The following is a 25,590-nucleotide window of genomic DNA, read 5'->3' as shown; positions in this document are numbered from 1 at the left end:
GCAATGAAGATCAACCAGGAGTTCACCGTCGGGATACCGATCGAGCAGGCCTGGCAGCTGCTCACCGATCTGGAACGGATCGCACCCTGCCTGCCCGGCGCGCAGCTGACCGGCGTCGAGCGCGACGTGTACTCCGGCACGGTGCGGGTCAAGGTCGGGCCGGTCGTCGCCAAATACTCCGGTACGGCCCGGTTCGCCGAGAAAGACGACGGTGCGCACCGGGCGGCAATCGACGCGAAGGGGCGCGACTCGCGGGGCGCGGGCAACGCCGCCGCGCTGATCACCGCGCAGCTCCGGGCCGACGGCGATCGTACGGTGGTGGCGCTGGACACCGACCTGACCATCACCGGCAAGATCGCCCAGTTCGGCAGCGGCATGATTGCCGAGGTCTCCGGCAAGCTGCTGGGCCAGTTCGTGGAGTGCCTGGAGGGCAAGCTGAGGGCCGGCGACGACGCCGTCGCACCGTCCACTGCGGACAGTCCAGGCGCCGCGGAGGACACCACGGCGGCGCCGGCCGAGGCGCCCAGCGGCGAGCGATCCGCGGCTGCTGCCGACGGCGCGGCTCCGGCCACCACGCCGGCAGCGACGCCGATCGACACCGGTGCGCGCGCGACAGCCGAGGGCGAATCCTCTGCGGCCCCAGACTCCGGCCCGGACACCGGCACCCGCACCGGTGCGGTGGCCACCTCGACCCGTCGGGTGCTCACGCCGGAACGGGAGGCGGAACCCCTGGATCTGATGAAGGTCGCCGGCGGCTCGGTCTACAAGCGGCTGATGCCGGTCGTGGCCGTGCTGCTGGTCGTTGCGGCGATCATCGTCTACCTCGTGGTGCGCCGGTGACCAACGGCTCGGGCCCGGTGCCGCCGCCGCTGCGCGGGGTGGACCGGGCTGCGCTTGCTGCCGGGCTGACCCGACGACTCCGCGACCGTGGTGTCTCCGTCGATCTCAGCGCCGCCGAGGGCTTCGTCCGGGCGCTCGCCGCGCAGCCACCGTCCACTCGTACCGAGCTGTATTGGACGGCACGGATCTCGTTGGTGCGCCGGCAGTCGGACCTCGCCGCGTTCGACGCGCTGTTCGCGGCGCTGTTCACCGAGGCCGGGCTGGGTGCTGATCCGCATGCCCGCCGGCGCCCGCTGCCCCCGACCGGCACGCTCACCGCCGTACCGGCACCGACCGCACCGGCTCAGCACGGGTCCGGGCTGCCGTGGGCCACGCTGCCGGCCGTTGTCGGTGGCAGCGACCACGCCGCGGACGCTGGGCCAGCTGTACCGCAACGGATGCCCACCGCCGCGGCCGGACTCACCGACGTGCCGTTCGAGGCGCTCGACGACGAGCAACTCGCACTGCTGGACGCCTGGCTGGGCGCGCAACTGCCTCGGCTGCCGACCCGGCGGACCCGGCGCCTCGCGGCACGCCGGAGCGGCAGTCGCGCCGCGCTGCGGGAGACGATGGCGCGGTCCCGGCGCACCAGCTGGGAACCGATCGAGCTGGTACGTATCCGGCCCGTGCGACGTCCGCGACGGCTGGTGCTGCTGTGCGACGTCAGCCGGTCGATGCAGGCCGAGGCGACCGCGTACCTGCAGTTGGGGCGCGCTCTCGTGCGAGCCGCGGACGCGGAGGTGTTCGCCTTCGCCACCGGGCTGACCCGGCTGACGCCGGTACTGAGACGACGGTCCGCGGCGGCCGCCATGGCGCAGGCCACCGAGGCGGTCGGCGACCGTTTCGGCGGTACCCGGATCGCGGCGAACCTGCACGCGCTGCTCGCCTCCCGGCATGCCAACCTGCTCCGCGGCGCGATCGTGCTGATCGGCTCGGACGGCTGGGACAGCTGCCCGGCGGCCGAACTCGCCACCGAACTCGCCCGGGTGCGCCGCCGCGCCCACCGCATCCTGTGGATCAATCCCCGCGCCGGGGCGCCCGGGTTCCGGCCGCGGGTGGCCTCGATGGCGGCGGCACTGCCCTACTGCGACCGGGTGCTGCCGGGCGACACGTTCGCGGCGCTGCGCCGGGTGATCGACGCGATCGCCGACTGCGACCTACCGGTACGCGGACCGGTCAGGACCACAGCGTGATGTGGATCGACGGCCGGAACCGGCCGATGTTGACGCCGGAGCCACGCATCATCGCCTGGATCGCCCGCGGCGTGCTGATGAACCGCACGAGCTCCGCGGCCGGCGACGGCCCAGTGTCGGCCAGCACGACCGTGTGCCACACCCCGTCGACCGACGTACCGAGGCCGGACAGCTGCACGAGCGTCTTGCTGGCCAGATCCGCGGTGACCGCGAACGCCGGCGCCATCGCCACCCCCTTGGAGCGCTTCGCCTGATCCACCGCTGCCGCGTGGCTCTGGAAGATCTGCTGATGCTCCTCGGGAACGTGCAGCCGCAGCAACAGCTGCGACACGGCGCTGACGTCGTTGGCGGCGGACGGGCCGAGCAGCCAGGTCTGCGCCCGCAACTGGCGGGCGTCGACCGCTCGGCCGGCCAGCGGATGCTCCGGCCCGACCACGGCGATCATCCGGTAACGCAGGAACGGCCGGCACAACAACGCGTCGTCGGGTTCGACCGGCTGCGGTCCGATCGCCACGTCGACCTCGCGGTTGCGCAGCGCCGTCGCGAACCGGCTCGGCGAGTGCACACTGAGCTCGACGTCGAGGTCCTTCGCCCTCGCGGTGAACAGGTCGATCAGCCCGGGCGCGACCTGCTCGGCGAACAGGCTCGACGCCGCGATCCGCAGCAGCCGCTGGGTGCCCGCCGCCTGCCTGACCTCGAACACGGTACGGTCCTGCAGGCCGAGCAGCTCCGCGGCGCGGCTGGCCAGCCGCAACCCGCCCGGCGTGAACGCCAGCCCGGTCGAGGTACGGACGAACAGCTGGTCGCCCAGCTCCCGCCGCAGCTTGGCGATGTTCAGCGACACCGCCGCTTCGGACACCCGCAACTCATCAGCCGCGTGCTTGACCGATCCGAGCCGCACGACTGCGGAGAACGCCCGAAGTTGTGTCGGGGTCACCGTCGCCCCCTTCGAACCGCCGGCCACTCTAGGCCCCAGCTCCAACCTACCTCCGATCAACCGGCCGATACGGGCGATTGGCGCAGCAACCGGCCCCGCGGGCCAGCGACCACCCGTTCGGGCAGTTCTTGGTAGCTGTGGCGATCTGGGCCGCGGGCGGAGCGATCGTCTCCACCTCCGGACAGTGGTCAGCGATGCGGCTAGACGGTGATGGTGGCGCTGTCGCCGGCAGTGGCGGCGAAGCTAGTACCCGTGACCGTGCAGGCGTCTGCCGGGGCCAGGAACACCGCCGGCGGCGCAACATCCTCCGGCTCGACCCACGGCACACCGAGCGGCAGCTTCTTGCGCTGCGCGTTCGCTGCGGCTTTCTCGTCCGCGTCGATGCCGCCAGCGGGCTCGCCGCCGCAAGATCCTTGGGTGTGGCGGGCTCGTAGTCCATCGCCGCGCTGGCAAGTGCCGCGATGTCCGCACTGGCGCCCCGGTACCCCGCCCGCGCAAAGGCGAGTGCCGTGGCCCGTGCGATCCCGCACCGGTCGCCGCGAGGACACCGTCAGGGCGTGGGCTGCACCTGTCCAGTCGATCTTTCCCTCAGCTGCTGGTCGGCTGTCGGGGGAGCAGGGTTCGGTGGAGAGATCTCCTACAAGCTTTTTGGCGGGTTGACCGTCAGTCCGTCGAGGAAGACATCGACCATGGTCTGGGTCTCGTCGCCCTGGTCGAGTCTGCTGGTGACGCAGAGGTTGCCGACCGCGCGGAGTAGGAGCGCGGCGGGGATGTCGGAGCGGAGTTCGCCAGCAGCGATGCCGGCATTCAGGATCTGCGCACAGGCGGGGACCAACCGGTCGAGGAAATAGGCGTGAAGGGCGCCGAACTCGCCGTCATCCGAGCTCATCGCGGAGGCCAGACCGTGCTTGGTGGTGAGGAACTCCACGAACAGGCCCACCCAGCTGTGCAGCGCGGCGAAGGGTGAGGGCGAGGAGGCCAGAAGCTCTGGGGCGGCGACCGCGCATGCCTCGACCTGGTGCCGATAAACAGCGACGATGAGGTCTTGGCGGGTCGGGTAGTGCCGATAGATGGTGGCGATGCCGACCCCAGCGCGGGAGGCGATCTGGCGGATCGGCGCGTCCACGCCAGACTCGACGAACACTGCCGCCGCCGCCCCCAGTACCACCTGTGCGTTCCGGACGGCATCGGCCCTCTTCGTCCGGCTCGGTTCTTTACTGTTCGCCGTCAGCGTTCTGCCCTCGCACCCACATGGTTGCCAAACGGATCGGCGATCCGTATCGTTGTGGATCGGCGATCCACTTAACCGAGGCTAGCCGATCCAGCGGAGGCTCCGCTGTTGTCCATTTGTGCCCAGAAAGAGATGTCATGTCCAATAGCTCTCACCTCTCTCCTGTCCTCACTGTCTCGCCCGTCCGCATCCCCGCCCCTTACCGGGGGCAAGACCTCCAGACCAAGGTGTCCGTGCCTGTATCCGGCGCCGGGCTGCCCGTGATCGTTTTCGCTCACGGATTCAGCCTGTCCTCGCGTGATTACGCCCCACTCGCCGACTACTGGGCAGCCCACGGGTTTGTGGTCATCCAGCCGACCTTTCTGGACTCCAGCACACTGGGTCTGGCTCCTGATGACCCGCGTACTCCGGACATCTGGCGGTTGCGCGTGCAGGACATGAGTCACGTCGCTGACAACCTCGAGCTTATCGAGCAGGCCGTGCCAGGCCTCGCCGGGCGCGTCGACCGGAACCAGCTGATCGCCGCCGGCCACTCCTACGGCGCCCAGACCGCCGGCATGCTGCTGGGCGAGCGTGTCCGGGACGCCGCCGGCACGCCCGGCGACAGCATGGCGGATCGGCGTTTCCTGGCTGGGGTCCTGCTCGCGCATCCAGGCGACGGGGACAGCCTCACGGAGATGGCGCAGACGTACTTTCCGTTCATGCGCCCCGACTTCGCCCAGTTCACTGCGCCGGCGTTCATCGCCGCCGGCGACCACGACCAGTCGCCGCTCTCGACGCGTGGTCCCGAGTGGTTCACCGATGTGTACACGATGAGCCCCGCAAACAAGACGCTGCTGACCCTGTTCGGCGGCGAGCACGGGCTTGGCGGCGTCAGCGGCTACGAGGCTGCCGCAACCACCGATGAGAATCCGGAGCGCGTCGCCCTCGTGCAGCGGCTCACCACCGCCTATCTGAGCGCCGTGGTCCTCGACGATCGCGACGCCTGGAAGACGGCCGTAGACGAGCTCCGCGCCGAGGCCGAGCCCCAGGGCCGCATCGAGAGCAAGTGATCGGACCGACCCGCCGTGGATGTCGCTCGTCCGCGTCCCCCGTTCGATCCCGAGCTGGCGGACGTGCTGGTGACGCTGAGCGCGCAGCTGCCCTCGACGATCACTCCAGAGCTGATCCAGCCCATGCGGCAGGCGATGGCCTCCGGCGCATCATCAAAAGGGGAACTCGTCCGGCGCGGTCTGGTAGTGCGCGATGTCTCCGTCCCGTCCTACGACGGCGCATCCATCACGCTGAGTGTGGTGCGACCGGCTCGCCGCAGCGATGCCGGCGTGCGGCCAGGCTTCTACTACGCCCACGGCGGCGGCATGATGTTCGGCGACCGGCTCGGCGGCGTCGGAGTCCTCGCGGAGTGGGTGCTGCGCTACGACGCGGTGGCCGTCAGCGTGGACTATCGCCTCGCGCCGGAATACCAGGATCCAACCCCCGTCGAGGACTGCTACACCGGACTCGTCTGGACCAGGGATCACGCCGACGAGCTCGGCATTGACCCCCAGCGGCTCATCATCGCTGGCAGCAGTGCCGGCGGCGGCCTCGCCGCCGGCACCGCCCTGCTCACGCGCGATCGGCGCGGCCCGGCACTCGCTGGTCAGATGCTGATGTACCCGATGCTGGACGATCGCGATCAGACCTCCTCTGCGGCGCAGATCGACGGTGTCGGGGTGTGGGATCGCGGCAGCAACCGCACCGGCTGGAGCGCGCTGCTCGGGGACCGACGTGGCGGCGACGAGGTGTCCGCCTATGCGGCCCCCGCTCGCGCCACCGACCTGTCCGGCCTCCCGCCGACCTTCATCGACTGCGGCTCGGCAGAAGTATTCCGAGATGAGGATGTCGCCTACGCCTACGCCTACGCCTCCGGCATCTGGGTCGCAGGCGGACAGGCCGAGCTGCATGTCACGCCCTAGGGTCAGCACCGTCACCCGGCGACGATCACACACGACCCTGTTCAGTAGCTGGCACATTGCCATTGGTAGTGACTGGTGTGTCCTGGCGCTGGTGGGCGAGGTGGCGTTCCCGACGAAGGCGGCACCGCTGCCGGGCACCGGCCGCCTCGGCCCGGGGCAGCTGGCGGGCGCGGTCCTGGTCGCCGCCGGGCCGATCGTGGGGCTGGCCGCGTCTGGCGTGCCCGAGCGGTTCCGGGTGCGCCGGCCCGTCTTGCTGCCGGCCGCACGGTCTGACACGGCGTCGGCGGGGAGAGGGCGGGATGTCGGTGAACGGGCTCTACGACCGGAGGCCGGCATCGGCCATTCCCAGTGGCGGCTCGGCCGGCAGGGCAAGCCGCGGAAGCCGCACCACACCGAGCTGGCAGCGAGCTGGACCGCCCGGTCCGAGCAGGGCGACGACGTGATCGGTGCGACCAGCCCGGCGCCTCCGTTCGAGGCGCGTCGATGTGGTGTGTGGCAGTGGATCGGCGCGAGCGGCGTTCCGAGAGTTGCCCCATGCCCGGCACAGGCTCCGCACAGCGGGCGGTCGGACACTGTGCCCCGGCCGGTACCCGCGCGCACCGTCGCGCCCGGCCGTCCACGTGCTGGAGGAATCGGACATGTTTCTCACCTATCTTCGTCGCGAGCTGCGGCGCCGACGACGGCAGGCGATCGTCGTGGCGTTGGGGCTGGCGCTCGGGATCGGGTTGACCGTCACGGTCACCGCGCTGTCGTCCGGGGTGCAGTCCGCGCAGCAGTCGGTGCTGCACTCGCTGTACGGCGTCGGCACCGACATCAGCGTCACCCAGCAGGCCGACCGCGGCAGCGGTGGCCCGCAACGCTTCGACGTACAGCGGCAGCGCGGCAGCGACCAGAACCGGAAGAGCTTCAGCACCGACCGGGTGACGGCCGGGATCGGGTTGCAGAGCTTCGGCGCGGCGACGGTGGCGAAGATCGCGAAGCAACCGCACGTGTCGGCGGCGGCCGGCGGGTTGAGCCTCACCGACGTGAAGGTCAACGGCAAGTTCGCCCAGCAGCAGGGGCAGGAGGGGCAGGGCGGCCCGGGCCGCGGCGGGTTCGGCTCGGGCGGTTCCGGGGGCAACCCGGGCGCCGCGCCCAGCCAGCCGCCGATCAACGTGGACACGTTCTCGATCGAGGGTGTCGACCTGTCCGCGCCCGGTGTCGGGCCACTGTCGTCGGTGGACGTGTCGACCGGTCGCAGCTTCACCGCCGCGGACGCCAAGGCCAAGGTGGCGGTGCTGGCGAGCGGCTTCGCCAAGCAGCGCGGCCTGACCAAGGGCAAGACGCTGACCATCTCCGGTACGAAGTTCACCGTGGTCGGCGTGGTCTCCGGCGGCGGTCAGAGCACCGACGTGTACCTGCCGCTCGCCGCCGCGCAGTCGCTCGCGGACCAGGCCGGCAAGGTGACCACGATCTACGTCAAGGCGACCAGCGCGTCGGCGGTCGACGCGGCCCGTGCCGAGGTGAAGAAGGTGCTGCCGAAGGCGACCGTGACCAGCTCGGCGGACCTGGCCGGTGCGGTCTCCGGCTCGCTGTCGGGCGCCGCGTCGCTGGCCGGCAACCTCGGCCGGTGGCTTGCCGTGGTGGTACTGGTCGCCGCGTTCGTGACCGCGGCGCTGTTCACAGTCAGCGCGGTGAGCCGGCGCGTCCGCGAGTTCGGCACGCTCAAGGCGTTGGGCTGGCGTACCCGCCGGATCGTCGGCCAGGTGCTCGGCGAGGCGCTCGTTCAGGGCGTGCTCGGCGGGGTGATCGGTATCGCGCTGGGGTTCCTCGGTACCTACCTGGTGAACCGGCTGGCGCCGGCACTGACCGCGACCGTGGCGAACGGCGCGACCGGCGGCGGCGCCGGTGGGCACGGCGGTACGGGCGGGCCCGGGGGTGGTCGATTCGGTGGCGGGTTCGCCCGGGCCGCGCAGCACACCGTCGAGGTGCACCTGGCCGCCTCGGTGACGATCGGCATGGTCGTGCTCGCGGTCGCGCTGGCGATCGCCGGTGGCCTGATCGCCGGCGGCTTCGGTGGCTGGCGGGCGGCCCGACTGCGCCCGGCGGACGCCCTGCGGCGCGTGGACTAGAGGGAGACGGCGATGTATGCACTCACCGGCGTGACGAAGCGTTTCACCAAGGGGCGCAAGGAGGTACGGGCGCTCGACGGCGTCGATCTGAGCATCGGCGACGGCGACTGGCTCGCCATCCAGGGCCCGACCGGGCACGGCAAGACCACGCTCTTGCAGCTGCTCGGCGCGCTGGACCGGCCGACCTCGGGCAGCGTGGTGTTCGACGGCGACGATCTGGCGAAGCTGTCCGAACGGCGGCTCGCCGCGGTACGGGCCCGCTCGTTCGGGTTCGTGTTCCAGTTCTTCAACCTGATCCCGACGCTGACCGCGCAGGAGAACGTGGAGACCGCGCTGGTGCCGCTGAAGGTGTCGGCGAAGGCGCGCCGCGAGCGCGCGGCGACGGCGCTGGCCGACGTCGGGCTCGCCGACCGCAGCGGCCACCTGCCCGCGGAGCTGTCCGGCGGGCAGCAACAGCGGGTCGCGATCGCCCGCGCGCTGGTGACCGAGCCGGCCGTGTTGCTGGCCGACGAGCCGACCGGCAACCTGGACGAGGACACCCGGGACGAGATCATCGGTCTGTTGGAAGGCTTGTGGAAGGACCGCGGCCTGACGCTGATCACGGTCACCCACGACAGTACGGTCGCGCGCCGGGCGCCGCGGATCGCGTGGATCTCCAAGGGCCGGGTGTCGCTGCGCAAGGACGACCGGCGCGTCCAGCGACCCCGCAGGGCGACGCGGAAGGGCACCGACGGCGAGGCCCCGCCGAAGGGCGACGACGGTGCGACGGTACCGAAGAGCGCCGGCGGCGCGTCGCCGGTGACGGACGGCACGACGGAAGAGGAGACCGCGGCGGAGTGACCGGCGACCGGCCCAGGCAGCGCCTCCCGGGCCGGCGTCCGGGTTCGCTGCCCACCCCGGTCCGGTTCTCCGCCCGCTCAGGCGATCCGGTAGCCGACGAGGGCTATGAACGGGGGCCAGACCCCGCCGGCCGGGGCCGACAACCAGCGCAACGGCAGCGATCTCGGGACGAGCTGCGCTCGCCTATGGCCAGTCATCCTGGAGTGTGGGAAGCGATTGCATCTGACTCCGGTGCCTGAGCGGTGCCCGAGAACCCGCGGCATCTCCTGGCACTGGGCGACATGTGGCGGCATCCGAATTTAACGCATCAAGCGCTGGGCACGATGTGCGGAAGGAACGGTTGTGCGACGGAGTCCGCGAACAGAATCAGCACACCGAGGATGTCGTTCCGCGGGTCCGGGTCGGCCGGGAACGCATTGCCGGCGAACGTGAACCGGGACGCGAGGTGCACCCCGGTCGCGCCGAAGGTCCCCAGCAGCCCCCGCGGATGCCGGGCCTGCTCCTGCTCGTCGCACTGGTATTTGCTGGCTAGTCGCAGCCGGGTGCCGTTACGGTCCACCGCGAGCACCGACAGCCAAGCATCTTACTTTCGGCAGTGTTGCCGGCAGTACCGCATGCCGAGTATGGAGTGGTGATCTTATTCGACGCGGTGACGAAGCGTTATGGTCCGAAGCTCGCTCTGGACGCGGTGACGGTGCGGGTTCGCAGCGGACATGTGGCCGGGCTCCTGGGGCCCAACGGCGCGGGCAAGTCGACGGCGATGCGGCTACTGCTCGGGGTTGGATCGTCCGACGCTCGGCCGGGTGACGATCGACGGCGTGCCCTATCGGGAGCTGGGTCATCCGTTGCGGGCGGTCGGCGCGCACCTGGACGCTCGGTCGTACCACCCGAGGCGGAGCGCACGGGCGCACCTGTTGGGGCTCGCCCGGTACGCGGGCATATCGGCGCGCCGGGTGGATCAGGTGATCGAGCTCGTCGGGCTGGAATCGGTCGCGCGTCGGCGCGCGGGCGGGTTCTCGTTGCGGATTGCAGCACGGACGAGCTGGTTTCCTCGGTGGCAGCCGTGGCGATCCTACGCACGCCGGACGTCGACAAGACCGCCGATCTCGCCCAGGTTCACGATGCTGCACCACGTGCCGTCGGTGGCCCAGCAGGACGCGCTGTTCGCCGAGGCGTGTCGGGTGCTGCGGCCCGGTGGCGCGTTCCGCGGTGTCGACAGCGATCTCAGCATCGGGTTCCGGCTGCTGCACCTCGGCGACACGATGGTGGTGCTCGACCCGGCCACGCTGCCGGATCGGCTGCGGCGGGCGGGGTTCGCGGTCGACACGGTCGCGCATCGACCGCGCCGGGAGATCTCCTTCACCGCCCGCCGCCCGCCGGCATCCTGAGCCGCGGTCGTCACCGGACCGCACCAGCCTCAGCCCAGATCGCCGTGGACGGTGACGCCGCCCACCACAGTCCCGGTCACGGTGATGTCCCGGATTTCGTCGACCGGACAGGTCAGCGGATCGGCGTCGAGCACCATGAAGTCGGCCAGCCGTCCCGGTTCGAGGGAGCCGAGCCGGTCGGCGGCGTCCAGCAGGATCGCGCCGTTGACCGTCCAGGTCCGTACCGCTTCGGGGCGGGTCACGGTCTTGGCGGGCGTGAGCAGGCTGCGGCCGGTCCGGCCGTCGACCCGGCGCAGCGTCTGCCACAGCTGCCACATCGCCTCGGCGTGCGCGCCGTCGCTGCCCTGCGCGATGACCGCGCCGCCGTCCAGCCACCAGCGCAGCGGTACCAGATCGCGCCACAGCTCGCCGCCCAGCCCGTCGACGTAGGTGGCCGCCCCCTTGCCGTAGTCGGTGCCGGCGTAGGTCTGTGCCGCCACGCCCATCGCGACGAGCCGGTCGATCTGGTCCGGGGTGGGGTGCGGGAAGTGCTGGACGATCCAGTGCCGACCGGCCAACGAGAACTCTTTATCCACAGTGGACAGTGCATCGACGGTACGGGCGCACGCCAGGTCGCCGGCCGCGAGCACGTTGAGCCGCACGTCGCGGGCCGCGGCCAGCCGGCCCAGCTCGACCAGCGCATCGACGTCCAGCGCCATGGTGCCGTTGGTCAGCCTGCCATGCGCGTCGCGGTACGGCCGGTGCATCAAGGCGCCGCCGAACTGCACCGGCGCCTCCATCGACACCGTCACCCCGGCCACGCGCAGCACGTCGTCACCGGTACCGGCACCGCGCGCGTCGGCGACGGAGTCCAGCCATGCGGCCGGATCCGGATGACCGACCGGTACCTCGTAGCTCGCGAACACCCGGCCCGGCAGCGCACCGGCCTCGTGCAACGCTCGGAGGTCGTCGGTCGCCATGTTGACGTGGCCCTCGTAGCTGGTGGTGATCCCGGCCGCCACGTTGGCCGCCAACTCGGCCGCGATCGCGGCCTGCCGGGCAGGTGCCGACGGCCGCGGCAGCAGCCGCATCATCCGGCCGAACAGCGGCGCCCGTCCGTTGTAGAAGTGTAGGCCGTGCACCAGCCCGGTGGGTGCGCCGGTGCCATCGCGCTCGAACCGGATCCCGTCGGCGTCGGCGGTGTCCCGGTCGATGCCGAGCGCGGCGAGCGCGGCGCTGTTCAGGATCGCCGGATGCGGCCAGTAGGCGGGTGTCGGGATCAGGACCGGGTTGTCCGGCGCCGCCGCGTCCAGGTCGTGCCGGGTCGGCCAGCGCCGCTCGGCCAGGCCCTCGGGCAGGTCGAAGTGGTCCGGCGGGGTACCGATCGACGTCGCCGCGATCCACGCGCCCGGCGCGGACCGTTGCGCCGCCGCGCCGATGCGGCGGGCGATCTCGGCCACCGAGCCGGCGCCGACCAGCGACGGTACGGCCAGCGCCGCGAGCGCCCGGTGCACCGCGTGCGCGTGCGTGTCGATGAAGCCGGGCAGCACGGTCGCGCCGCGCAGGTCGATGATCCGGGCGCCCGCCGCGGCACCGGCCGCGACTTCGCGCTCGCTGCCGACGGCGGTGATCCGGTCACCGTGTACGGCGAACGACTCGGCGACGGAGAATCCGTCGTCGACGGTGCGAACCCGTGCGTTGCGGAAGATCGTGTCGGTCATGCCTCGCTCCTGATCGTGAGTGGGGTGGTGGTCGGCCGACGCTCGCCGCGCACGAACCCCGACCACAGGTCCTGGACCCGGTGCACCAGTGCAGGCGGCGGCTGCTGGCCGGCGAGCATCGGCGCGTCGTGCCACGCCGGGCCGGTGCCGAACAGCACCGGCAGCTCGATGCAGTGGCACGCGCCGTACGGTGCGCCGGCCGGTCGCCAGTCGAACCGGTACCGCTGTACCGGCGTGCGGTCCGCGACCCAGCGCCGTACCAGCCGGTCGGTTGGCCGCTCGAACAGCTCGCGGGTGGTCTCGGCGATGTCGGTGTCGAACATCGCGGCGGTCTCGTCCCGGGTGGTACCGACCAGCATCGGCACCGGCGATGCCGCGTCGACCGGATCGGCCGCGACGAGGCTGCCGTCGGCGACCAGCTGGAAGGCCGGCTCCATGGTGCGCCGGTCGCCGTGGCACGCCTGCACCTGCTGCTGGGCGTCGAGCAGCCGTTCCACCGGTACGGTGGCGGGGTCCGCGCCGGTGCACCCGCGCAGTTCGGCCGCGAGCAGCCGGGCCCGGTCGGTGGTCTGCGGCACGATGCCCGGCATGCTCTGCACGATCGCTTGCTGGAAGCCCACCGGCCGGCCGAGCATCGCGACCACCGACAGCGCACCGGCCGACTGGCCCGCCACCGTCACCCGGCCCGGATCGCCGCCGAATGCCGCAATGGAGTCCCGGACCCAGTCCAGTGCGCGCAGCTGATCGAGCAGTCCCAGGTTGGGCCCGTCGCCCAGGGCCGCGTAGCCGAACGCGCCGAGCCGGTAGTTCACGGTCACCACGACGATCCCGCCGCGGGCTGTGAGGCGGCTCCCGTCGTACCAGGGCAGTCCGCCGGAGCCGGTCAGGAACCCGCCGCCGTGCAGGAACACCAGCACCGGCGCGGCGACCGCGTCGTCCGGCGACCAGACGTCGAGGTACAGGCAGTCCTCCGACCAGGGGGGTACGGCGCCGCCGACGGCCCGAGCCAGGCGCGACGGGCGTTGCGGCGCGGCCGGGCCGGGGCGCAGCGCCTCGCGTACCCCGCTCCACGGCGGCGCCGTGCGCGGTGCCCGGAATCGCTGCGCGACCGCGTACCGGATGCCGCGAAAGGTCCGGACCGTGCCGGTGCGCCGGCCGCGGAGCCGGCCGGCGGGGGTGTCGATCTCCATGCACTCAGGATCGGCCCGGGTCCCGGATTCGACCGTCTCCGGGCGCTGGATCGGTTGATCACGACATCGATCTAGGCTCTACCGGTGGATACCGTCATCGCGCTCGATGATCTGGACCGGCGGCTCGTGCACGCCCTGCAGCTCGACGCGCGTGCCGCGCTGACGGACGTGGCCGCCGTGCTCGGCGTGTCCGGCCGGACCCTGGCGCGCCGGTACCGGCGGCTGCGCGAGTGCGGCGCGGTTCGGGTGGTGGGGCTGCCCGACACCGCCCGGCTGGGGCACACCGACTGGTTCGTGCGGATCCGGTGCGTGCCGGACGCGGTCGAACCGGTCGCCGCGGCGCTGGCCCGGCGCCCCGACACCTCCTGGGTGGCGCTGGTGTGCGGCGGCACCGAGATCACCTGCATCACTCGGTCGACCGCCACCACCGGTGCGGCACTGTTGCGGACGCTGCCGCGTACCTCGCGGATCACCGCGGTGACGGCGCAGTGCCTGCTGCGGCCGGTGGCCGGTGTCGGCGGCTGGTTCGGCCGCATCGACGCGCTGGACCCGGCGCAGATCGCGGCGCTGCAGCCGGCGCCGCCACGGCCGTTCGGGGTGGTCGCGTTGGATGAGCTGGACCGCCGGCTGATCGCCGAGCTCGCCGTCGACGGGCGTACCCCGCTGCCCGTGCTCGCCGCCGCGACCGGGGCGGCCGAGACGACGCTGCGTCGGCGCTTGCAGGTACTGCGGGACAACCGGTTGCTGTACTTCGATGTCGAGGTCGACCCCGGCCTGTTCGGCTTCGGCATGCAGGCGGTGCTCTGGCTGTCGGTGGCGCCGGCGCACCTGCCTGACGCCGCCCGCGCGCTGGCCGATCACCCGGAGGTGGCTTTCGCGGCGGCGACCACCGGCTCGGCCGACCTGATGGCGTTCCTGGTCTGCCGCGACCCGGACGCGTTCTACGAGTACCTGACCGGACGGCTGGGATCGCTGTCCGGCATCCAGCACGTCGAGACCGCACCGATCGACGGCTACACGAAACGAGCCGGCACGCCGCTGCCCATCTGACCGGCCCACCGGCACCGCGGGGCGGTCGCCGCGGCCGGTCACCGGCACCGTGGATCGCCGGAGTCCGGTGTAGGGCGCCGGCGTCCCGGGTGGCGCACGGCCGAGGAGCCGATCACTGCGCGGCTGGCCCGGTGTGCTGTCGCGATGGGCCCGGCGGTGCCGTGGACGCGTCTCGCGCCGCCTGGTGCCGGCCGCGAGTCAGGTCGGGAGGTCGGCGAGTGCGAGCCGGACCGTGTCGACGAACTGAGCCGCCGCGGTGTCTGTGTAGACCGGTTCCGGCTCCCACGGGAGTACCCGGCCGGCAGCCACCGCCGGTAGCGCGGCCCAGGCGGCGATCCGGTTCCGTTCCTCGGCGGGCAGCGAGTTGGCGCGGCGGTCGTACAGCAGGATGTCGGCGTTGTACCGGGCCAGCGCGTCCCAGCCGACCACCGCCCACCCGCCGCCCGGGCTCGGTACCGGTGGGCACATGGTGACGCCGGCCGCAGCCAGGTGACCCAGGTCGGCCCAGAAATCCGGGTTGGCCAGATACGCCTCGTCCGGCGTGCCGCCGGACAGCGCGAGCACCCGGCCATGCCCGGCCCCGGCGAGCCGGGCGGTTGCCGCGTCGGTCAGAGCCGTCCCACCGGAACCGGCCCCGCCCGTGCCGGCGTCGCCGACGATGGTGCCGGCAAGTTCGGCGAAGCGGGCGATCAAGCCGGTGAGCGAGCGGCCGGCACCGACCCGGATCCGTACCGCGGGGGCGAGCTCGGCCAGGCGATCGGCGACGGGCGCGGGCACCCCGTACAGCTCGCCGCCGTAACTGACGCTGACGATCAGGTCGGGCGCGAGCGCATGCACCGCGTCGAGGTCGAACTCGGAGCCGGCGCCGAGAAAGCGGCTGGCCGCGAGCTGGCCCGGGCCCGACGCGCCCGAGCCCGACTCGGCGGCATGCTGGGAGCCGAACCATCCCGCCACCGGTACGCCGTGGCTGGCCAGGGTGGCGGCCGCCTGGGCGTAGCCGACGATGCGGGTCGGTGGCTGGTCGAGTTCGATCCGGTGGCCCAGATCGTCGGTCCAGGTCCAGGTCGTTGCCGCCATCGCCTACCGCCTCTCTGCCGGGTGGGCGGCATCGCCGCCCGATCGCGTTGGGAGGTTCGGTGCCGCCCGGTCGCTATAGGTTAGCCTGCCCTAATGGCCCGCGACTGTAACGATCTTCACCACTTGTCGCCTTGACAGAACGTGGTCCGACACTGTCCCGCTGCCTGGTCGTGACCGGCCGCCGGTCGCCTTGGCCAGTCACGGCAGACTCGCGCCAGGGCCGTACCTAGGTCGCCGCGCCACCACGCATAGTCGTGCCCGCCGAAGTACTCGGTGTAGGCCAGGTCATAGCCGCGGGCCACGAGCACGTCGCGCAGGTGCCGTGCGTGTTGCGGGCCTTCCAGCAAGCCGGCCGACACGTACATCCGCACCGGTCGGTGCGGGTTCTGGGCGAACTGGCGGGTCAGCCACCCTGCCCCGGCGTCGAACGGGGTTCCGGACGGCCACCAGAACGAGCCGGACTGCGCGACCACCACGCCGAAGCGTTGCGGTGCGGTAAATCCCGCGTACGCGGCGGTCAGGCCGCCGAGACTCTGCCCGGCGATGACGGTACGTGCCGGGTCGTCGGTGACGTTCCAGCGGCTGGCCGCCCACGGCAACATGCGGTCCGACAGCAGCCGCAGGAACTCCGGCGAGCAGGTCAGCTCGCGGCGCCGGGTCGGCAGATCCGTCGCGCCCGGCATGAGCGCGACCAGTGGCGGGATCGCGCCGTCGGCGATCAGGTTGTCCAGCGTCGGGGCGATGGGCATAGCCGGCCCCCACATCTCACCATCCAACAGCACCAGCACCGGGTACGGACCGGCGGCGGCGTGATGTCCCGGTGGGGTGTACACCCAGACCGGTCGGCCGTCGCCGGGCAGGTCGTGGCGTTGCGTCGCGCCCTCCGGCGCGCCGGGTCGGGCCGACCACCACGGCTGCGGCGGCGCCTGGGGCAGGGCGCCGACCGACAGCTCGCCGCCCCACCGGCCCGGGATCTGGTCCGGGTTCAGCGGGTCGGGCCCGCCGCGTGACGCGAGCGTGGACCAGTACCGGTCCGGCGGCAGCGGATCGCGGTCGTCGGCGGCGATCCGGTACGAGCCGCGCCAGTCCGCGCGCAGTCGCCAGCTGCCGGTCCACACGTCGGTGCCGACCACGCGGTGCAGCCGACCGGTCTGAGGTTCGGACCGGTCGGTGACCTTGTTGACCGACACCACGACGGCCCGGGTACCGGTGCCGGTGCCGTGCCGGTCGCGCCACAGGAACGTGACGATCCGGTACCGCTCGTCGGTCGGATCGGGTTCGCACCAGGGCACCGGTCCCGACCGCACCGCGGACCACCACTCCTCGTCGACCGCTGTCGTTGCCAGTGCGGCGATGCGCGGGCTGACGACCCGTCCGGGCAGGGCGGCCGGCGCGGTGTGCGGCGGCATGGCGGCGGCGTCGCGCCCCGTTGTCGAGGAGGGCTCCGAGGCGCTCACGAGCGGACCCGTTCGGCGTGCGCATCGGACCGGTCCGCCAGCACCCCGCCGCTGTTGCGGTCGATCGACCCCAGGTGGTGCCCGCGACCGGCGTCCGAGGCGCCAACGACCGGAGGGAGATCCGCCGTCGTGGCGAGCGACCGCGTCCGAACCTGCATCTGCCCTCCCATAATTAAGGGAAGGCTAGCCTCATAAGCTGGGTCCCGAGTGGCCGCTGTCGGCATCGTGTCTCGCCTCTCTCTGGCTCCGGCTTCGTGGCCGGCGGGCCACCGGGAGATGCCGCGGTACGCCGGCTCGGCGGGCCGGCCCGGGATCGTGGCTGCTGTGGGCTGGGCCCCGCCGTCTCGCGTGGACTAGTAAGGTTAGGCTAGCCTGACTTGATCGAGGGATGGAGGTCCGGTGCGCACCACGCTGCGTGTACTCGTCTCGGCCATGCTCTGTGTGATGCTCGGCACGGTCACCGCCTGCAGCACTTCGCCGCACCGCGAAGCGTCGAGCGACTCGATCACCGCCGCGTCGACCGAAGGCGGTACGAGCTACCCGCTCACGCTGAAGACGCCGTACGGCACGACGGTGCTGAAGTCGAAGCCAACCCGGGTCGCGATCGCCGGCGAGGTCGGCGACACCGAGAACGTCCTGTCGCTCGGAATCGTCCCGGTGCTCGCGCCGAAGTTCCAGCTGCAGTGGCCCTGGATCGACGCCGACGCCCGCGCCAAGATCACCCAGACCTACGAGGGTGGCGCGGACGGCGAGCTACCGCTGGAGAAGTTCGTGACGGCACGGCCCGACGTGATCATCGCCGTGACCGACACTAAGCTCAAGCAGCACTTCGACAAGCTCTCGCAGGTGGCGCCGGTCGTCGCGTTCCCGGACAAGCCGGCCACCACGCAGTTCGACTGGCGCGACTCGCTGCGGCTGATCGGCGCGGCGCTCGGCCGCGGTACCGAAGCGGCGAAGCAGATCACCGCGACCAACGACAAGATCGACGGCGTCAAGAAGCGGCATCCCGAGTTCGCCGGCAAGTCGATCACGTTCGCGATCGACTACGGGCCCGGCTACGGCCTGACCTTCTACACCGGCAAGGGATCGCCCGGCGAGGCGCTGTTCCACCGGCTCGGGTTCGACCCCAGCGACCACGCCGACCGGTTCACCGGGGAACGGCCACAGGTCAGCGACGAACAGCTCGCGCTGCTCGACAGCGACATCGTGGTGGTCAACTACAACACCGGCGAGACCGCGAAGAAGAAGCTCGAGTCCAACAAGTTGTTCGCCAACGTTCCCGCGGTGAAACAGGGGCACTACGTGGGCCTGCTGCCCCAGGGCGGCACGTCGCCGCTGGCCTGGTCGATGGCACGGCCCACCGCCGCGAACTTGCAGTGGTCGATCGGTTACCTGGTACCGAAGATCGCCACCGTCACGAAGAAGGCGAGCTGAGGATGGCCGACCGCCGGTACGTGTCGCATCCGATCTTCCTGCGCGAGCTCGTGGTCCAGGACAGCTTCCCGCTGACCCCGTCGATGCAGCGGGTGGTCCTGGGCGGCGAGCAGCTCGGCTCGTTCGACAGCAACGGACACGCCGTCGAGCCGTTTCGCACCGAGAACGCCGACGACCACGTGAAGCTGCTCATCCCCGCGCCCGGCGAGGAACCGCCCCGCCCGGTGCAGCAGGACGGGCACCTCGACTGGCCGCCGGGGGCGTTGGAGCGCTCCCGCGACTACACACCCCGCCGGTTCGACCCGGTGGAAGGCAGGCTGGAGATCGACTTCGTCCGGCACGCCGGTGGTTCGGCCGCCGAATGGGCGGTGTCGGCGAAGCCGGGAGACCGGATCCTCGTGGCCGGCCCACGCGGCACCACCGTGCCACCCGACGATGTCGACTGGTACCTGCTGATCGGTGACGAGACCGCGCTGCCGGCCATCGCCCGGTGGATCGAGGAGCTGCCGGCCGGTACCCCCGTGACCGCGATCGTGTCCGTGCCCTCGGCCGCCGACGAACAGCACATCGAGCACCACGCCGACCTGGACCTGACCTGGATCCATCGCGACCGTACCGCTTCAGACGCGTTGCCGGCCGCGGTCCGCGCGGTGACCTGGCGGCCCGGCCAGGTGTACGCGTGGGCGGCGGGCGAGGCGTCGATGCTGCGCCCCGTCCGGCGTTGGCTGCGCGACGACAAGAAGATCGACCGCGGACACCTGGACATCTCCGGGTACTGGCGCGCCGGGCAGAGCCAGAACGAGGCGGCGATCGCCCGGATGCGGCTGCGCAAACGCGTCGACCTCGCCTTCCCGTACGCCGTGCGCGCGGCCGTCTCGTTGGGCGTCGCAGAGCAGGTCGCCGACGGCGTCCGGTCCCTCGACCTGCTGGCGGAAGCGACCGGTACCCAGCCCCGCGGGCTCGCGAAGCTGCTCCGGCTGCTCGCCCACGAGGGCCTGTGCACCGTCTCGGCCCAGGGCGACGTCGCGCTGACCGCCGACGGCGCCCTGCTGGCCGAGGAGTTCGTCCACACCGCCCTCGACCGCGCCAGCGGGTACGCCCGACTCGACGACGGCTGGCCGCAGCTGCTGCACGCCCTTCGTACCGGCCGCTCGGGCTACGAACGAGCCGTCGGCCGCACGTTCTGGGAAACGCTCGGCGACGACGCGCAGTTGGGCACCAGCTTCGACGACGCGCTTGCCGAACGGTCGCGTGGCTGGGTCGACCGCATCGTCGAAGCGCTGCCCCAGCTCGACGGGCTCGTGGTCGACGTCGGTGGCGGTACCGGTACGGTGCTGGACCGGTTGCTGCTCGCCGCGCCGAAGGCGCGCGGCATCCTGGTCGAGATGCCGACCACGGCCGCCCGAGCCCGCGACAGGTTCATCGCGAGCGGGACCATCGATCGCATCGAGATCCGTGCGCAGAGCTTCTTCGAGGAGCTGCCGGCCGGCGGTGACCGGTACCTGCTGGCCGGGGTACTGCACGACTGGCCCGATGCGGAGTGCGTCAGCATCCTCCGGCGACTGGCCGTCGCGGCCGGGCCGGCCCCGATCCATCTCGTCGAACGACTGCCGGAAGCCGCCGACCACACCGAGGACCTGGCGTTCGACCTGCAGCTGTACACGGTCTTCGGTGGCGGAGCGCGCAGCCGGCGCGAGTACGCGACGCTGGCCGATCGGGCCGGCCTGCGCCTCACCGACGCCGTACCGCTCACCGACGAGTTGCACCTGCTGACGATCCGACGGTAACTACATCGACCAGGTCCGGTGACGAGACGGTGGTGGTGGGTGTCGACTACCTCGACGGCATCACCCAGCAGCGCACCGTCCGGCGGCGCCGGCTGGCGCCGGCCACCAGCGCAACGGCCTACTACCCTGTTGGGACTTCTCACCCAGTCCGTGCGCAGTGGCCCACTCCCGGCTCTGGTATTGGTGGGTCATGGACAGCGAGACGGCGGCGCGGATCGCTCGGCACAGCTGGTTCGACAGTTTCGAGGAGCTGTGCTTCAGCGTGGTCGAAGGCGCCGATGAGAGCCAGGTGATACGCCGATTCGGCGGGGACCCGGGCGCCACGGAAGTGCACGGGCCGGAGCGTTACTGGCAGCTGATGGAAACCCACGGTCCCGGCGACATCGTCCACCTGGTTCAGGTCGGTACCGCTGCCACCGGGCAGGTCTTCGCGATCGAGATCAACGGCTACACAGGTATCCTCGGCCAGCGGAGTCTGTCGCGCGACGGTGCCCGTGTGCTCACCGTGTACACACACGTGAACGGCGCCGACCGCATTGGCTACGCGATCGATGGACGGCAGGTCATTGACGAGGAACCGTGGGGGCCTTTGACGCCGCTGTCGGATCCAGAACCCGAGCCTGCCTGGAAGCCGGCATGGTGCGAGGGCTTGACCGACCCGGAGCATGGGGTGTGGCTGTGCGGTGCACGGCAGTTGGTCCTCGCCGAGCGAGTCATGGGGATCCTGATCGAGCCAGAATGGTTTCGGACCCCGCTGCGCACCGCGCAGTTGCCCGACCCTGACGACAACCCCGTCCTCGCCATGAGGAGCTGACCTGTAGCGTCGGCCTTCGCTTGGCGTCCAATCGAACCGGGAAGTCGCTCCGCGCGGTCTTGACCAGGGTCAGTCGACTTCACCCGGCGTAGCTCCGGCTCGCCGAAGGACACCGGATGGCGCTGTGCGCGGTGATCTCCGCCGGCGCCAGGTACAGGTCGCGCGCGATCATACCCATCCCGAACGCTCGCGCCCCCACCGCGTCGCCTGCTCGATCGCGCCGAACCGCAGCAGCCCGAGCAGCCGGCCCTGCATCCGGTGGATCGGCTCGCTGGTCTGCCAGCGCCAGACGCCGGCCCGGGTGGCCCGGTCGTACGTGGTGATCCGGCGGGCGGCCGCGAGCAGCGGCGCCATGGCATGGTCGGCGACTGTCGCGCTCGGCGGGTCGTCCGAGACTCTGGATCGGGATCTAACATCGGCCCGCCTGCAGATCTCCGATCACGACAGGGGCGCCCCCGACGTGAAGGTAGGGTCAGAGAACCACATCGCTCGACCTCGCAAGGGACTTCAGAGGCGGCCCCGAGCCGGACCACTCCAACGCCGCAGCGGCATGCCAGCCCGCCCCAGCCGACGAACCAGAGCGTCCGCCATCGCCCAGCGATCGCGCCAGGAGGCTCTCACCTGCATCCATGGCTGTCAGGACAGCTTGCCGAGCAGCGTCTTGACCACGGTCCGCGCTTGCTTGTCGGTGGTCGAGTAGTCGTCGTTGGTGCCGGTGTAGATCTTGTCCCCGGAGCTGACCCCCTGGTAGGTGGCGCCGCCCCACCTGACGGAGACGATGACGTTGGCGGCGCGCGCCTCGACCCAGGCGCCACCCAGGTGATACAGCTTCGGGTGGTCTCCACTGCCGTAGGACACGTCGTTGGTGAACTTCGCACTGAATGCCTCATCGCCGAGACTTGAGATCGCCTGCGGGTGCTGCGCGTCCTCGTTGCCGGAGAAACCGGCCGGTTCCTTGTCTGCATCGTCTGGCGAGGCGGCGAAGGTCCTGTCGTTGGCGAAAGCGTTCCGTGCCTCGACGATCGGGTTGCCCGCTCCGCTGGACATGAGGATCCCGACCTGCAGGTACACCGCCCGGTCGGAGTCGAAGATCGCCCACGAACACGACCGCTGGTGGTCCTCGTCGTTCGGACCTTTGATCGTGGCGCCGTCGACCTGCTTCGGCCTGCTGGCGCCGATCGTGCAGGGGTTGGGCATTCCCGTGTATGTCGTCGGCCCTGATGACGGCGACCCCGACGAGCCGCCCGCTGCTTGGTGTCCACGACCGGAGCCGACTCCCGTCGCGAGCACGACGCCGATGGCGACGATGCCGACGAGCGCGGTGGCGCCCACCCCGGCGACAGCCGGAAACCAAGCGGGCCGGTGCCGCCCGCGCGGTATTGCCGTCGGAGGGCCCGCGCTGCCGGGGCTGAGTTCGCCCTGGTTCGAGTCGTGCCGCCACCTGGGGTAGTCGCTCATGGCAGCGATTGTTGGCGATGCCGGCAACCCGGTCTACCTCGGCACGGGATGCGCGCCGCATCACGACGCCGCACCACCGAGATCACCGGCGACCTCGTCGCCGACCTGATCGCGCATTGGTGTCGGTCGCCGCCGCCATCGCCGAACGGGCCACCGCGCTGCTGTCGGTCCTGCTCGCCGCACCCGGGTCCGATCTCGCCGCCGCCATACGCGAGGCCAAGGTAGCGCCGATCCGCGCCGCCACCCGCGAACGGCTACGCCTGATCACGGGCGACGACACCGATCTCACCGCCCGGGCCGACGCCGGGCTCGCGATGGTGCTGCTGCACCTGATGGTCCACAGGTCACCGCCTGACGAGCAGCACCTCCGGTCCCGGATCCTGCCCATCATGACCGGCGACACCGGACCGACCTGACAGGTCCGCGGCCGATCGGGCAGCACCACCGATCCGTGCCGCAGTGGCCAGCGCTGTCGCTCGGCCTCAGCGGCCGTCAGCGCTGGTGGATCGTGCAGGGCAGGGTGTTGAGTTCGTCGGCGCCGTGCTCGGTGACAAGTACCGTCCCGCCGAGGTTGGCGCGCCGCCGGCCGAGGACGCAGTTCGGTTCCAGGGCAAGGCTCATGCCGGGTGCGAGGACCCTCTCGGCGCCCACGGTGGGCACGCCGCCGACAGGGCCGTACCGTGCCAGCGCTGGGTCGGGGCCGTCCGGGAAGCCGCAGCCGCCGAACGCATCGAGCGGGTTGAGCGCGTGCACCATCGGGGTCAGGTTCCACCCTCCCACCTCACGGACCGGCTCGGACATCGCCGCGACGACCGCACCGAACGTGGCTCCGGGCCGGATCGCGGCCACGCCGGCCTCGTACGCGGCCCGTGCTGCCGTCGCGGCGCCCACCGTGTCCGGATGCGGGTCGCCGATGGTCAGGGCGAGTTGTTGTTGAGTCTCGATCATGCCGTAGACCGGGAACAGCTCGGCCATCAGGATGTCGCCGGCCGCGAGAACGCGGGGCCGGCCTCCCCGGTAAGTCCAGCGGGGCGGTCCCCAAGCGACGCTCTCCCCGTCGCTACCGAGCACCAGGACGCTGCCGCTGTTGTGCGCGCCGGCGCGCAAGCTGGCGGCGATACCCGCGGCGTAGACGTCGGTGTCGGCGACGCCCGCCTCCGCGACGTCCAGCATCGCGGCGCACATCTGCTCGCCGGCCCGGGCGCACCACCGCAGCAGGTGTTGTTCTTCGGCACTGCGACAACGGATCGCGGCACGAAAGTCGTCGTCGATCGGTATCCAGTCGACATTCGGTAAGCGGTGCAGCAGTTGCTTCCAGGTGCCGGCCGGCATGATCCCGCCGTGCTGGAATGCGGTCGCACCGGTGCCGATGACGCCAATCCGTCCGCGGGTGAGCCCGTGTGCGGCCAGCTCGGTGGCGATCCGGCCGCCACCGCGGCCGGCGCCGGCCGGCAGCTCGTCTCCGGCCGCGACCAGCTGTTCGGGCGCCAACCAGGACCCCGAGCCGTCCGACTGCGCCTCCAGGTGTTCGCCCACCGCCAGGTGTACCGGCACCAGCAGCAACGGCGGTTGTCCGCCGAGGATCAGGACGACCGCGCCGGTACGTTCGTTGGTGAAGTAGTTGTCGGCCGCGACGTGCGGGACCCCGCTGCCCTCCGGCTCGCCGTACACGAGCAACGCCTTCAGATCGTGTTGTTCGATGAGTCGTTGCGCGATCGCCCAGCGGCGATCGCGCTCGGCGGTGGACAGAGCGGGAAAAGGAACGGGCGCGGTCACGACGGCCTCCGCCCGAAGCGGGCCGGGGTGGCGGCGGTGGAGACGTGCGGTAGGTCATGGCGCAGCGGGCTTCGCTTGAGTCCGGTGACCCAGTTGGTCACGGTGTGCCGCGCCGGCGGTATCGCCGGCAGCACGCCTAGCGCCATCCGGCGAAGTTGCCGGGCGGCCGGCTTGACCAGCATCGCCATCCGGGTCATGCGGTCGGTGAAGCGGAGCACCTCCAGGGCGGCAGCGCGTCGCTGAGACTGGTAGTCGTCCAGAACGGCAGGGTCGGCCGATCCGGTGAGGACCGCGGCCAGCCGGCTGGCGAGGTCGTACGCGTCGGCGATGCCGGTGTTCATGCCCTGCCCGGCGGCCGGGCTGTGTACGTGCGCGGCGTCGCCGGCCAGGAAGACATCACCGATCCGGAACCGGTCGACCATCCGGTGATGTACCAGGAACCGCGAGGACCAGGACGGCTCGGCCGCCAGCCGGACCCCGGTCTGGCGCCGGGCCAGCAGCTGGTCCAGATAGGCACGGTCTGGCCGTTCCGGCACGATGGCCGCCGGGTCGACGGTGGCGATGATGCGATGGTTGCCGTTGGGAAGGCGCCCAAGCACCGTGACGCCATCGCCGGACATCAACACGCCGGCCTCGTCGGCGGCGATGAGCGTCTGGGTCACCGCCACGTCGGCCAGGACGAACAGCATCGGGTAGGTGCGGCCGGGAAACTGCTGCCCGATGCCGGCGCGGACCGTACTGTGCGCGCCATCGGCGCCGATGACGTACCGCGCGTGCAGCGCAAACGGTTGCTGGCCGGCTCGACCGCGCAGCAGGTGGCCGCTGTCGTCGACCTCGATCGTCTCGACGCGATGTTGGCGCCGCACCGATCCGCCGAGCTGGTGCAGCCGCGCCAGCAGCAGCCGCTCGGTGTCGCTTTGCGGGACGCTCAGGGCGAACGGGTAGCGGCTTCGCGCGGCCGTCAGGTCGATCGCCGTCACCCGGCGGCCCCGGTCGGCGAGGACGAGCCGTCGGATCACCCGGCCCGCCGCGATCAGCGGGCCGGTCACTCTCAGCTCGGCGAGCATCTCCAGTGTCGAGGAATGCACCAGCGTCGCGTTCGAGGTCTGTGTCGGCTCGGCGGCCGCGTCCAGCACGACCGGCGGGTCGGTGAACGCCGCCAGCCGGATCGCGGCGGTCAGGCCGGCCGGCCCGGCGCCGACGACGACCACTCCGACCCGTTCGATGTCGGTCTCTTTGCTCATCCGGCACCTCGTCAAGGACAATACGTTTCGTACATGAGCATTTTTCTTGCTGTGTATCGTTTGCTGTAA

General features: G+C 71.5%; 24 protein-coding genes and 1 pseudogene. 13 read left to right on the top strand and 12 right to left on the bottom strand.

Going from position 1 to position 25,590, the window contains the following annotated elements:
- Window positions 1-3 precede the first annotated feature (3 nt).
- Window positions 4-840 (top strand): SRPBCC family protein, encoded by an 837-nt coding sequence (locus tag NUM_RS03310; RefSeq protein ID WP_207123033.1) that lies wholly within the window; start codon window positions 4-6, stop codon window positions 838-840.
- Entirely contained in the window at window positions 837-2,072 is a 1,236-nt protein-coding gene (locus NUM_RS03305) for a VWA domain-containing protein (RefSeq protein ID WP_225918302.1), read from the top strand. The genes NUM_RS03310 and NUM_RS03305 overlap by 4 nt, the downstream gene beginning before the upstream one ends.
- On the opposite strand, the gene NUM_RS03300 is transcribed toward NUM_RS03305, so the two are convergent.
- Window positions 2,056-3,009 carry a LysR family transcriptional regulator gene (locus tag NUM_RS03300; protein ID WP_207123032.1) on the bottom strand — a complete coding sequence of 318 codons (954 nt, stop codon included), beginning with the start codon at window positions 3,007-3,009 and terminating at the stop codon, window positions 2,056-2,058. The two genes, NUM_RS03305 and NUM_RS03300, sit on opposite strands and share 17 nt — an antisense overlap.
- Before the next feature lie 637 nt (window positions 3,010-3,646).
- Entirely contained in the window at window positions 3,647-4,240 is a 594-nt protein-coding gene (locus tag NUM_RS03295; RefSeq protein ID WP_207123155.1) for a TetR/AcrR family transcriptional regulator, read from the bottom strand.
- Between the two features lie 137 nt (window positions 4,241-4,377).
- On the opposite strand from NUM_RS03295, the gene NUM_RS03290 reads away from it, so the two are divergent.
- The 4 genes from NUM_RS03290 to NUM_RS03275 all read left to right on the top strand — a co-directional run bounded on the left by NUM_RS03290 (window position 4,378) and on the right by NUM_RS03275 (window position 9,146).
- A complete protein-coding gene (locus NUM_RS03290; protein WP_207123031.1) occupies window positions 4,378-5,292 on the top strand; it encodes an alpha/beta hydrolase family protein in 915 nt (304 codons plus the stop codon).
- 63 nt (window positions 5,293-5,355) lie between these two features.
- Window positions 5,356-6,195, top strand: coding sequence for an alpha/beta hydrolase (locus NUM_RS03285; RefSeq protein WP_225918301.1), 840 nt, complete (start codon window positions 5,356-5,358; stop codon window positions 6,193-6,195).
- 638 nt (window positions 6,196-6,833) lie between these two features.
- Complete coding sequence (locus NUM_RS03280; protein ID WP_207123030.1) at window positions 6,834-8,306, top strand: ABC transporter permease; 1,473 nt, start codon at window positions 6,834-6,836, stop codon at window positions 8,304-8,306.
- Between the two features lie 12 nt (window positions 8,307-8,318).
- A complete protein-coding gene (locus NUM_RS03275) occupies window positions 8,319-9,146 on the top strand; it encodes an ABC transporter ATP-binding protein (RefSeq protein ID WP_207123029.1) in 828 nt (275 codons plus the stop codon).
- Window positions 9,147-9,453: 307 nt separating this feature from the next.
- On the opposite strand, the gene NUM_RS03270 is transcribed toward NUM_RS03275, so the two are convergent.
- Complete coding sequence (locus NUM_RS03270; protein WP_207123028.1) at window positions 9,454-9,714, bottom strand: hypothetical protein; 261 nt, start codon at window positions 9,712-9,714, stop codon at window positions 9,454-9,456.
- Window positions 9,715-9,741: 27 nt separating this feature from the next.
- Here NUM_RS03270 and NUM_RS03265 point away from each other — a divergent pair.
- Window positions 9,742-9,879 (top strand): annotated as a pseudogene (locus tag NUM_RS03265) (hypothetical protein); the annotation flags it as partial.
- 388 nt (window positions 9,880-10,267) lie between these two features.
- Window positions 10,268-10,534, top strand: a complete 267-nt coding sequence (locus tag NUM_RS03260; RefSeq protein WP_207123027.1) for a class I SAM-dependent methyltransferase — start codon at window positions 10,268-10,270, stop codon at window positions 10,532-10,534.
- A gap of 29 nt (window positions 10,535-10,563) precedes the next feature.
- On the opposite strand, the gene NUM_RS03255 is transcribed toward NUM_RS03260, so the two are convergent.
- Window positions 10,564-12,234, bottom strand: a complete 1,671-nt coding sequence (locus NUM_RS03255) for an amidohydrolase (protein WP_207123026.1) — start codon at window positions 12,232-12,234, stop codon at window positions 10,564-10,566.
- A complete protein-coding gene (locus NUM_RS03250) occupies window positions 12,231-13,424 on the bottom strand; it encodes a carboxylesterase family protein (protein WP_207123025.1) in 1,194 nt (397 codons plus the stop codon). Before NUM_RS03250 ends, NUM_RS03255 begins: the two co-directional genes overlap by 4 nt.
- A gap of 84 nt (window positions 13,425-13,508) precedes the next feature.
- Between NUM_RS03250 and NUM_RS03245 the strand changes: the two genes are divergently transcribed.
- Complete coding sequence (locus NUM_RS03245; RefSeq protein WP_207123024.1) at window positions 13,509-14,474, top strand: Lrp/AsnC family transcriptional regulator; 966 nt, start codon at window positions 13,509-13,511, stop codon at window positions 14,472-14,474.
- Between the two features lie 198 nt (window positions 14,475-14,672).
- Here the strand turns inward: NUM_RS03245 and NUM_RS03240 are convergent, their stop codons facing one another.
- The 3 genes from NUM_RS03240 to NUM_RS03230 all read right to left on the bottom strand — a co-directional run bounded on the left by NUM_RS03240 (window position 14,673) and on the right by NUM_RS03230 (window position 17,166).
- Entirely contained in the window at window positions 14,673-15,551 is an 879-nt protein-coding gene (locus tag NUM_RS03240) for an ABC transporter substrate-binding protein (protein ID WP_207123023.1), read from the bottom strand.
- A 116-nt stretch (window positions 15,552-15,667) separates the two neighbouring features.
- The gene (gene fes / locus NUM_RS03235; RefSeq protein ID WP_207123022.1) at window positions 15,668-17,008 is read right to left on the bottom strand and encodes an enterochelin esterase; all 1,341 of its coding nucleotides are present in this window, start codon (window positions 17,006-17,008) and stop codon (window positions 15,668-15,670) included.
- A complete protein-coding gene (locus NUM_RS03230) occupies window positions 17,005-17,166 on the bottom strand; it encodes a hypothetical protein (RefSeq protein ID WP_207123021.1) in 162 nt (53 codons plus the stop codon). The genes fes and NUM_RS03230 overlap by 4 nt, the downstream gene beginning before the upstream one ends.
- Window positions 17,167-17,407: 241 nt before the next feature.
- On the opposite strand from NUM_RS03230, the gene NUM_RS03225 reads away from it, so the two are divergent.
- From NUM_RS03225 to NUM_RS03215, 3 genes are all read left to right on the top strand, one after another.
- The gene (locus NUM_RS03225) at window positions 17,408-18,442 is read left to right on the top strand and encodes an ABC transporter substrate-binding protein (protein WP_207123020.1); all 1,035 of its coding nucleotides are present in this window, start codon (window positions 17,408-17,410) and stop codon (window positions 18,440-18,442) included.
- A gap of 2 nt (window positions 18,443-18,444) precedes the next feature.
- Window positions 18,445-20,229, top strand: coding sequence for a siderophore-interacting protein (locus NUM_RS03220; protein WP_207123019.1), 1,785 nt, complete (start codon window positions 18,445-18,447; stop codon window positions 20,227-20,229).
- 190 nt (window positions 20,230-20,419) lie between these two features.
- Complete coding sequence (locus tag NUM_RS03215) at window positions 20,420-21,043, top strand: hypothetical protein (protein ID WP_207123018.1); 624 nt, start codon at window positions 20,420-20,422, stop codon at window positions 21,041-21,043.
- 168 nt (window positions 21,044-21,211) lie between these two features.
- On the opposite strand, the gene NUM_RS03210 is transcribed toward NUM_RS03215, so the two are convergent.
- Both NUM_RS03210 and NUM_RS03205 read right to left on the bottom strand, forming a co-directional pair.
- Window positions 21,212-21,397 carry an NAD(P)-dependent oxidoreductase gene (locus NUM_RS03210; protein ID WP_207123017.1) on the bottom strand — a complete coding sequence of 62 codons (186 nt, stop codon included), beginning with the start codon at window positions 21,395-21,397 and terminating at the stop codon, window positions 21,212-21,214.
- Window positions 21,398-21,679: 282 nt separating this feature from the next.
- Window positions 21,680-22,501, bottom strand: coding sequence for a hypothetical protein (locus NUM_RS03205; RefSeq protein ID WP_207123016.1), 822 nt, complete (start codon window positions 22,499-22,501; stop codon window positions 21,680-21,682).
- 11 nt (window positions 22,502-22,512) lie between these two features.
- On the opposite strand from NUM_RS03205, the gene NUM_RS03200 reads away from it, so the two are divergent.
- Window positions 22,513-22,917, top strand: a complete 405-nt coding sequence (locus tag NUM_RS03200; RefSeq protein WP_207123015.1) for a hypothetical protein — start codon at window positions 22,513-22,515, stop codon at window positions 22,915-22,917.
- 76 nt (window positions 22,918-22,993) lie between these two features.
- Here NUM_RS03200 and NUM_RS03195 read toward each other — a convergent pair whose 3' ends face one another.
- Both NUM_RS03195 and NUM_RS03190 read right to left on the bottom strand, forming a co-directional pair.
- Window positions 22,994-24,277: a M24 family metallopeptidase gene (locus NUM_RS03195; RefSeq protein WP_207123014.1), complete on the bottom strand. Its 1,284-nt coding sequence runs from the start codon at window positions 24,275-24,277 to the stop codon at window positions 22,994-22,996.
- Window positions 24,274-25,521, bottom strand: a complete 1,248-nt coding sequence (locus NUM_RS03190; RefSeq protein ID WP_207123013.1) for an FAD-dependent oxidoreductase — start codon at window positions 25,519-25,521, stop codon at window positions 24,274-24,276. Before NUM_RS03190 ends, NUM_RS03195 begins: the two co-directional genes overlap by 4 nt.
- Between the last annotated feature and the right edge of the window lie 69 nt (window positions 25,522-25,590).

The sequence above is a fragment of the Actinocatenispora comari genome (genome assembly GCF_017312725.1).
GTDB lineage: Bacteria > Actinomycetota > Actinomycetes > Mycobacteriales > Micromonosporaceae > Actinocatenispora > Actinocatenispora comari.
The sequence above is the reverse complement of the archived record's forward strand: the minus strand, read 5'-3'. Positions and strand labels throughout refer to the sequence as shown.

Coding starts and splice junctions, on each gene's coding strand:
- NUM_RS03310 (WP_207123033.1), top strand. CDS start 4: ATGAAGATCAACCAGGAGTTCACCGTCGGGATACCGATCGAGCAGGCC.
- NUM_RS03290 (WP_207123031.1), top strand. CDS start 4,378: ATGTCCAATAGCTCTCACCTCTCTCCTGTCCTCACTGTCTCGCCCGTC.
- NUM_RS03280 (WP_207123030.1), top strand. CDS start 6,834: ATGTTTCTCACCTATCTTCGTCGCGAGCTGCGGCGCCGACGACGGCAG.
- NUM_RS03275 (WP_207123029.1), top strand. CDS start 8,319: ATGTATGCACTCACCGGCGTGACGAAGCGTTTCACCAAGGGGCGCAAG.
- NUM_RS03260 (WP_207123027.1), top strand. CDS start 10,268: ATGCTGCACCACGTGCCGTCGGTGGCCCAGCAGGACGCGCTGTTCGCC.
- NUM_RS03255 (WP_207123026.1), bottom strand. CDS start 12,234: ATGACCGACACGATCTTCCGCAACGCACGGGTTCGCACCGTCGACGAC.
- NUM_RS03250 (WP_207123025.1), bottom strand. CDS start 13,424: ATGGAGATCGACACCCCCGCCGGCCGGCTCCGCGGCCGGCGCACCGGC.
- NUM_RS03240 (WP_207123023.1), bottom strand. CDS start 15,551: ATGGCGGCAACGACCTGGACCTGGACCGACGATCTGGGCCACCGGATC.
- NUM_RS03230 (WP_207123021.1), bottom strand. CDS start 17,166: ATGCAGGTTCGGACGCGGTCGCTCGCCACGACGGCGGATCTCCCTCCG.
- NUM_RS03220 (WP_207123019.1), top strand. CDS start 18,445: ATGGCCGACCGCCGGTACGTGTCGCATCCGATCTTCCTGCGCGAGCTC.
- NUM_RS03215 (WP_207123018.1), top strand. CDS start 20,420: ATGGACAGCGAGACGGCGGCGCGGATCGCTCGGCACAGCTGGTTCGAC.
- NUM_RS03210 (WP_207123017.1), bottom strand. CDS start 21,397: ATGGCGCCGCTGCTCGCGGCCGCCCGCCGGATCACCACGTACGACCGG.
- NUM_RS03205 (WP_207123016.1), bottom strand. CDS start 22,501: ATGAGCGACTACCCCAGGTGGCGGCACGACTCGAACCAGGGCGAACTC.
- NUM_RS03190 (WP_207123013.1), bottom strand. CDS start 25,521: ATGAGCAAAGAGACCGACATCGAACGGGTCGGAGTGGTCGTCGTCGGC.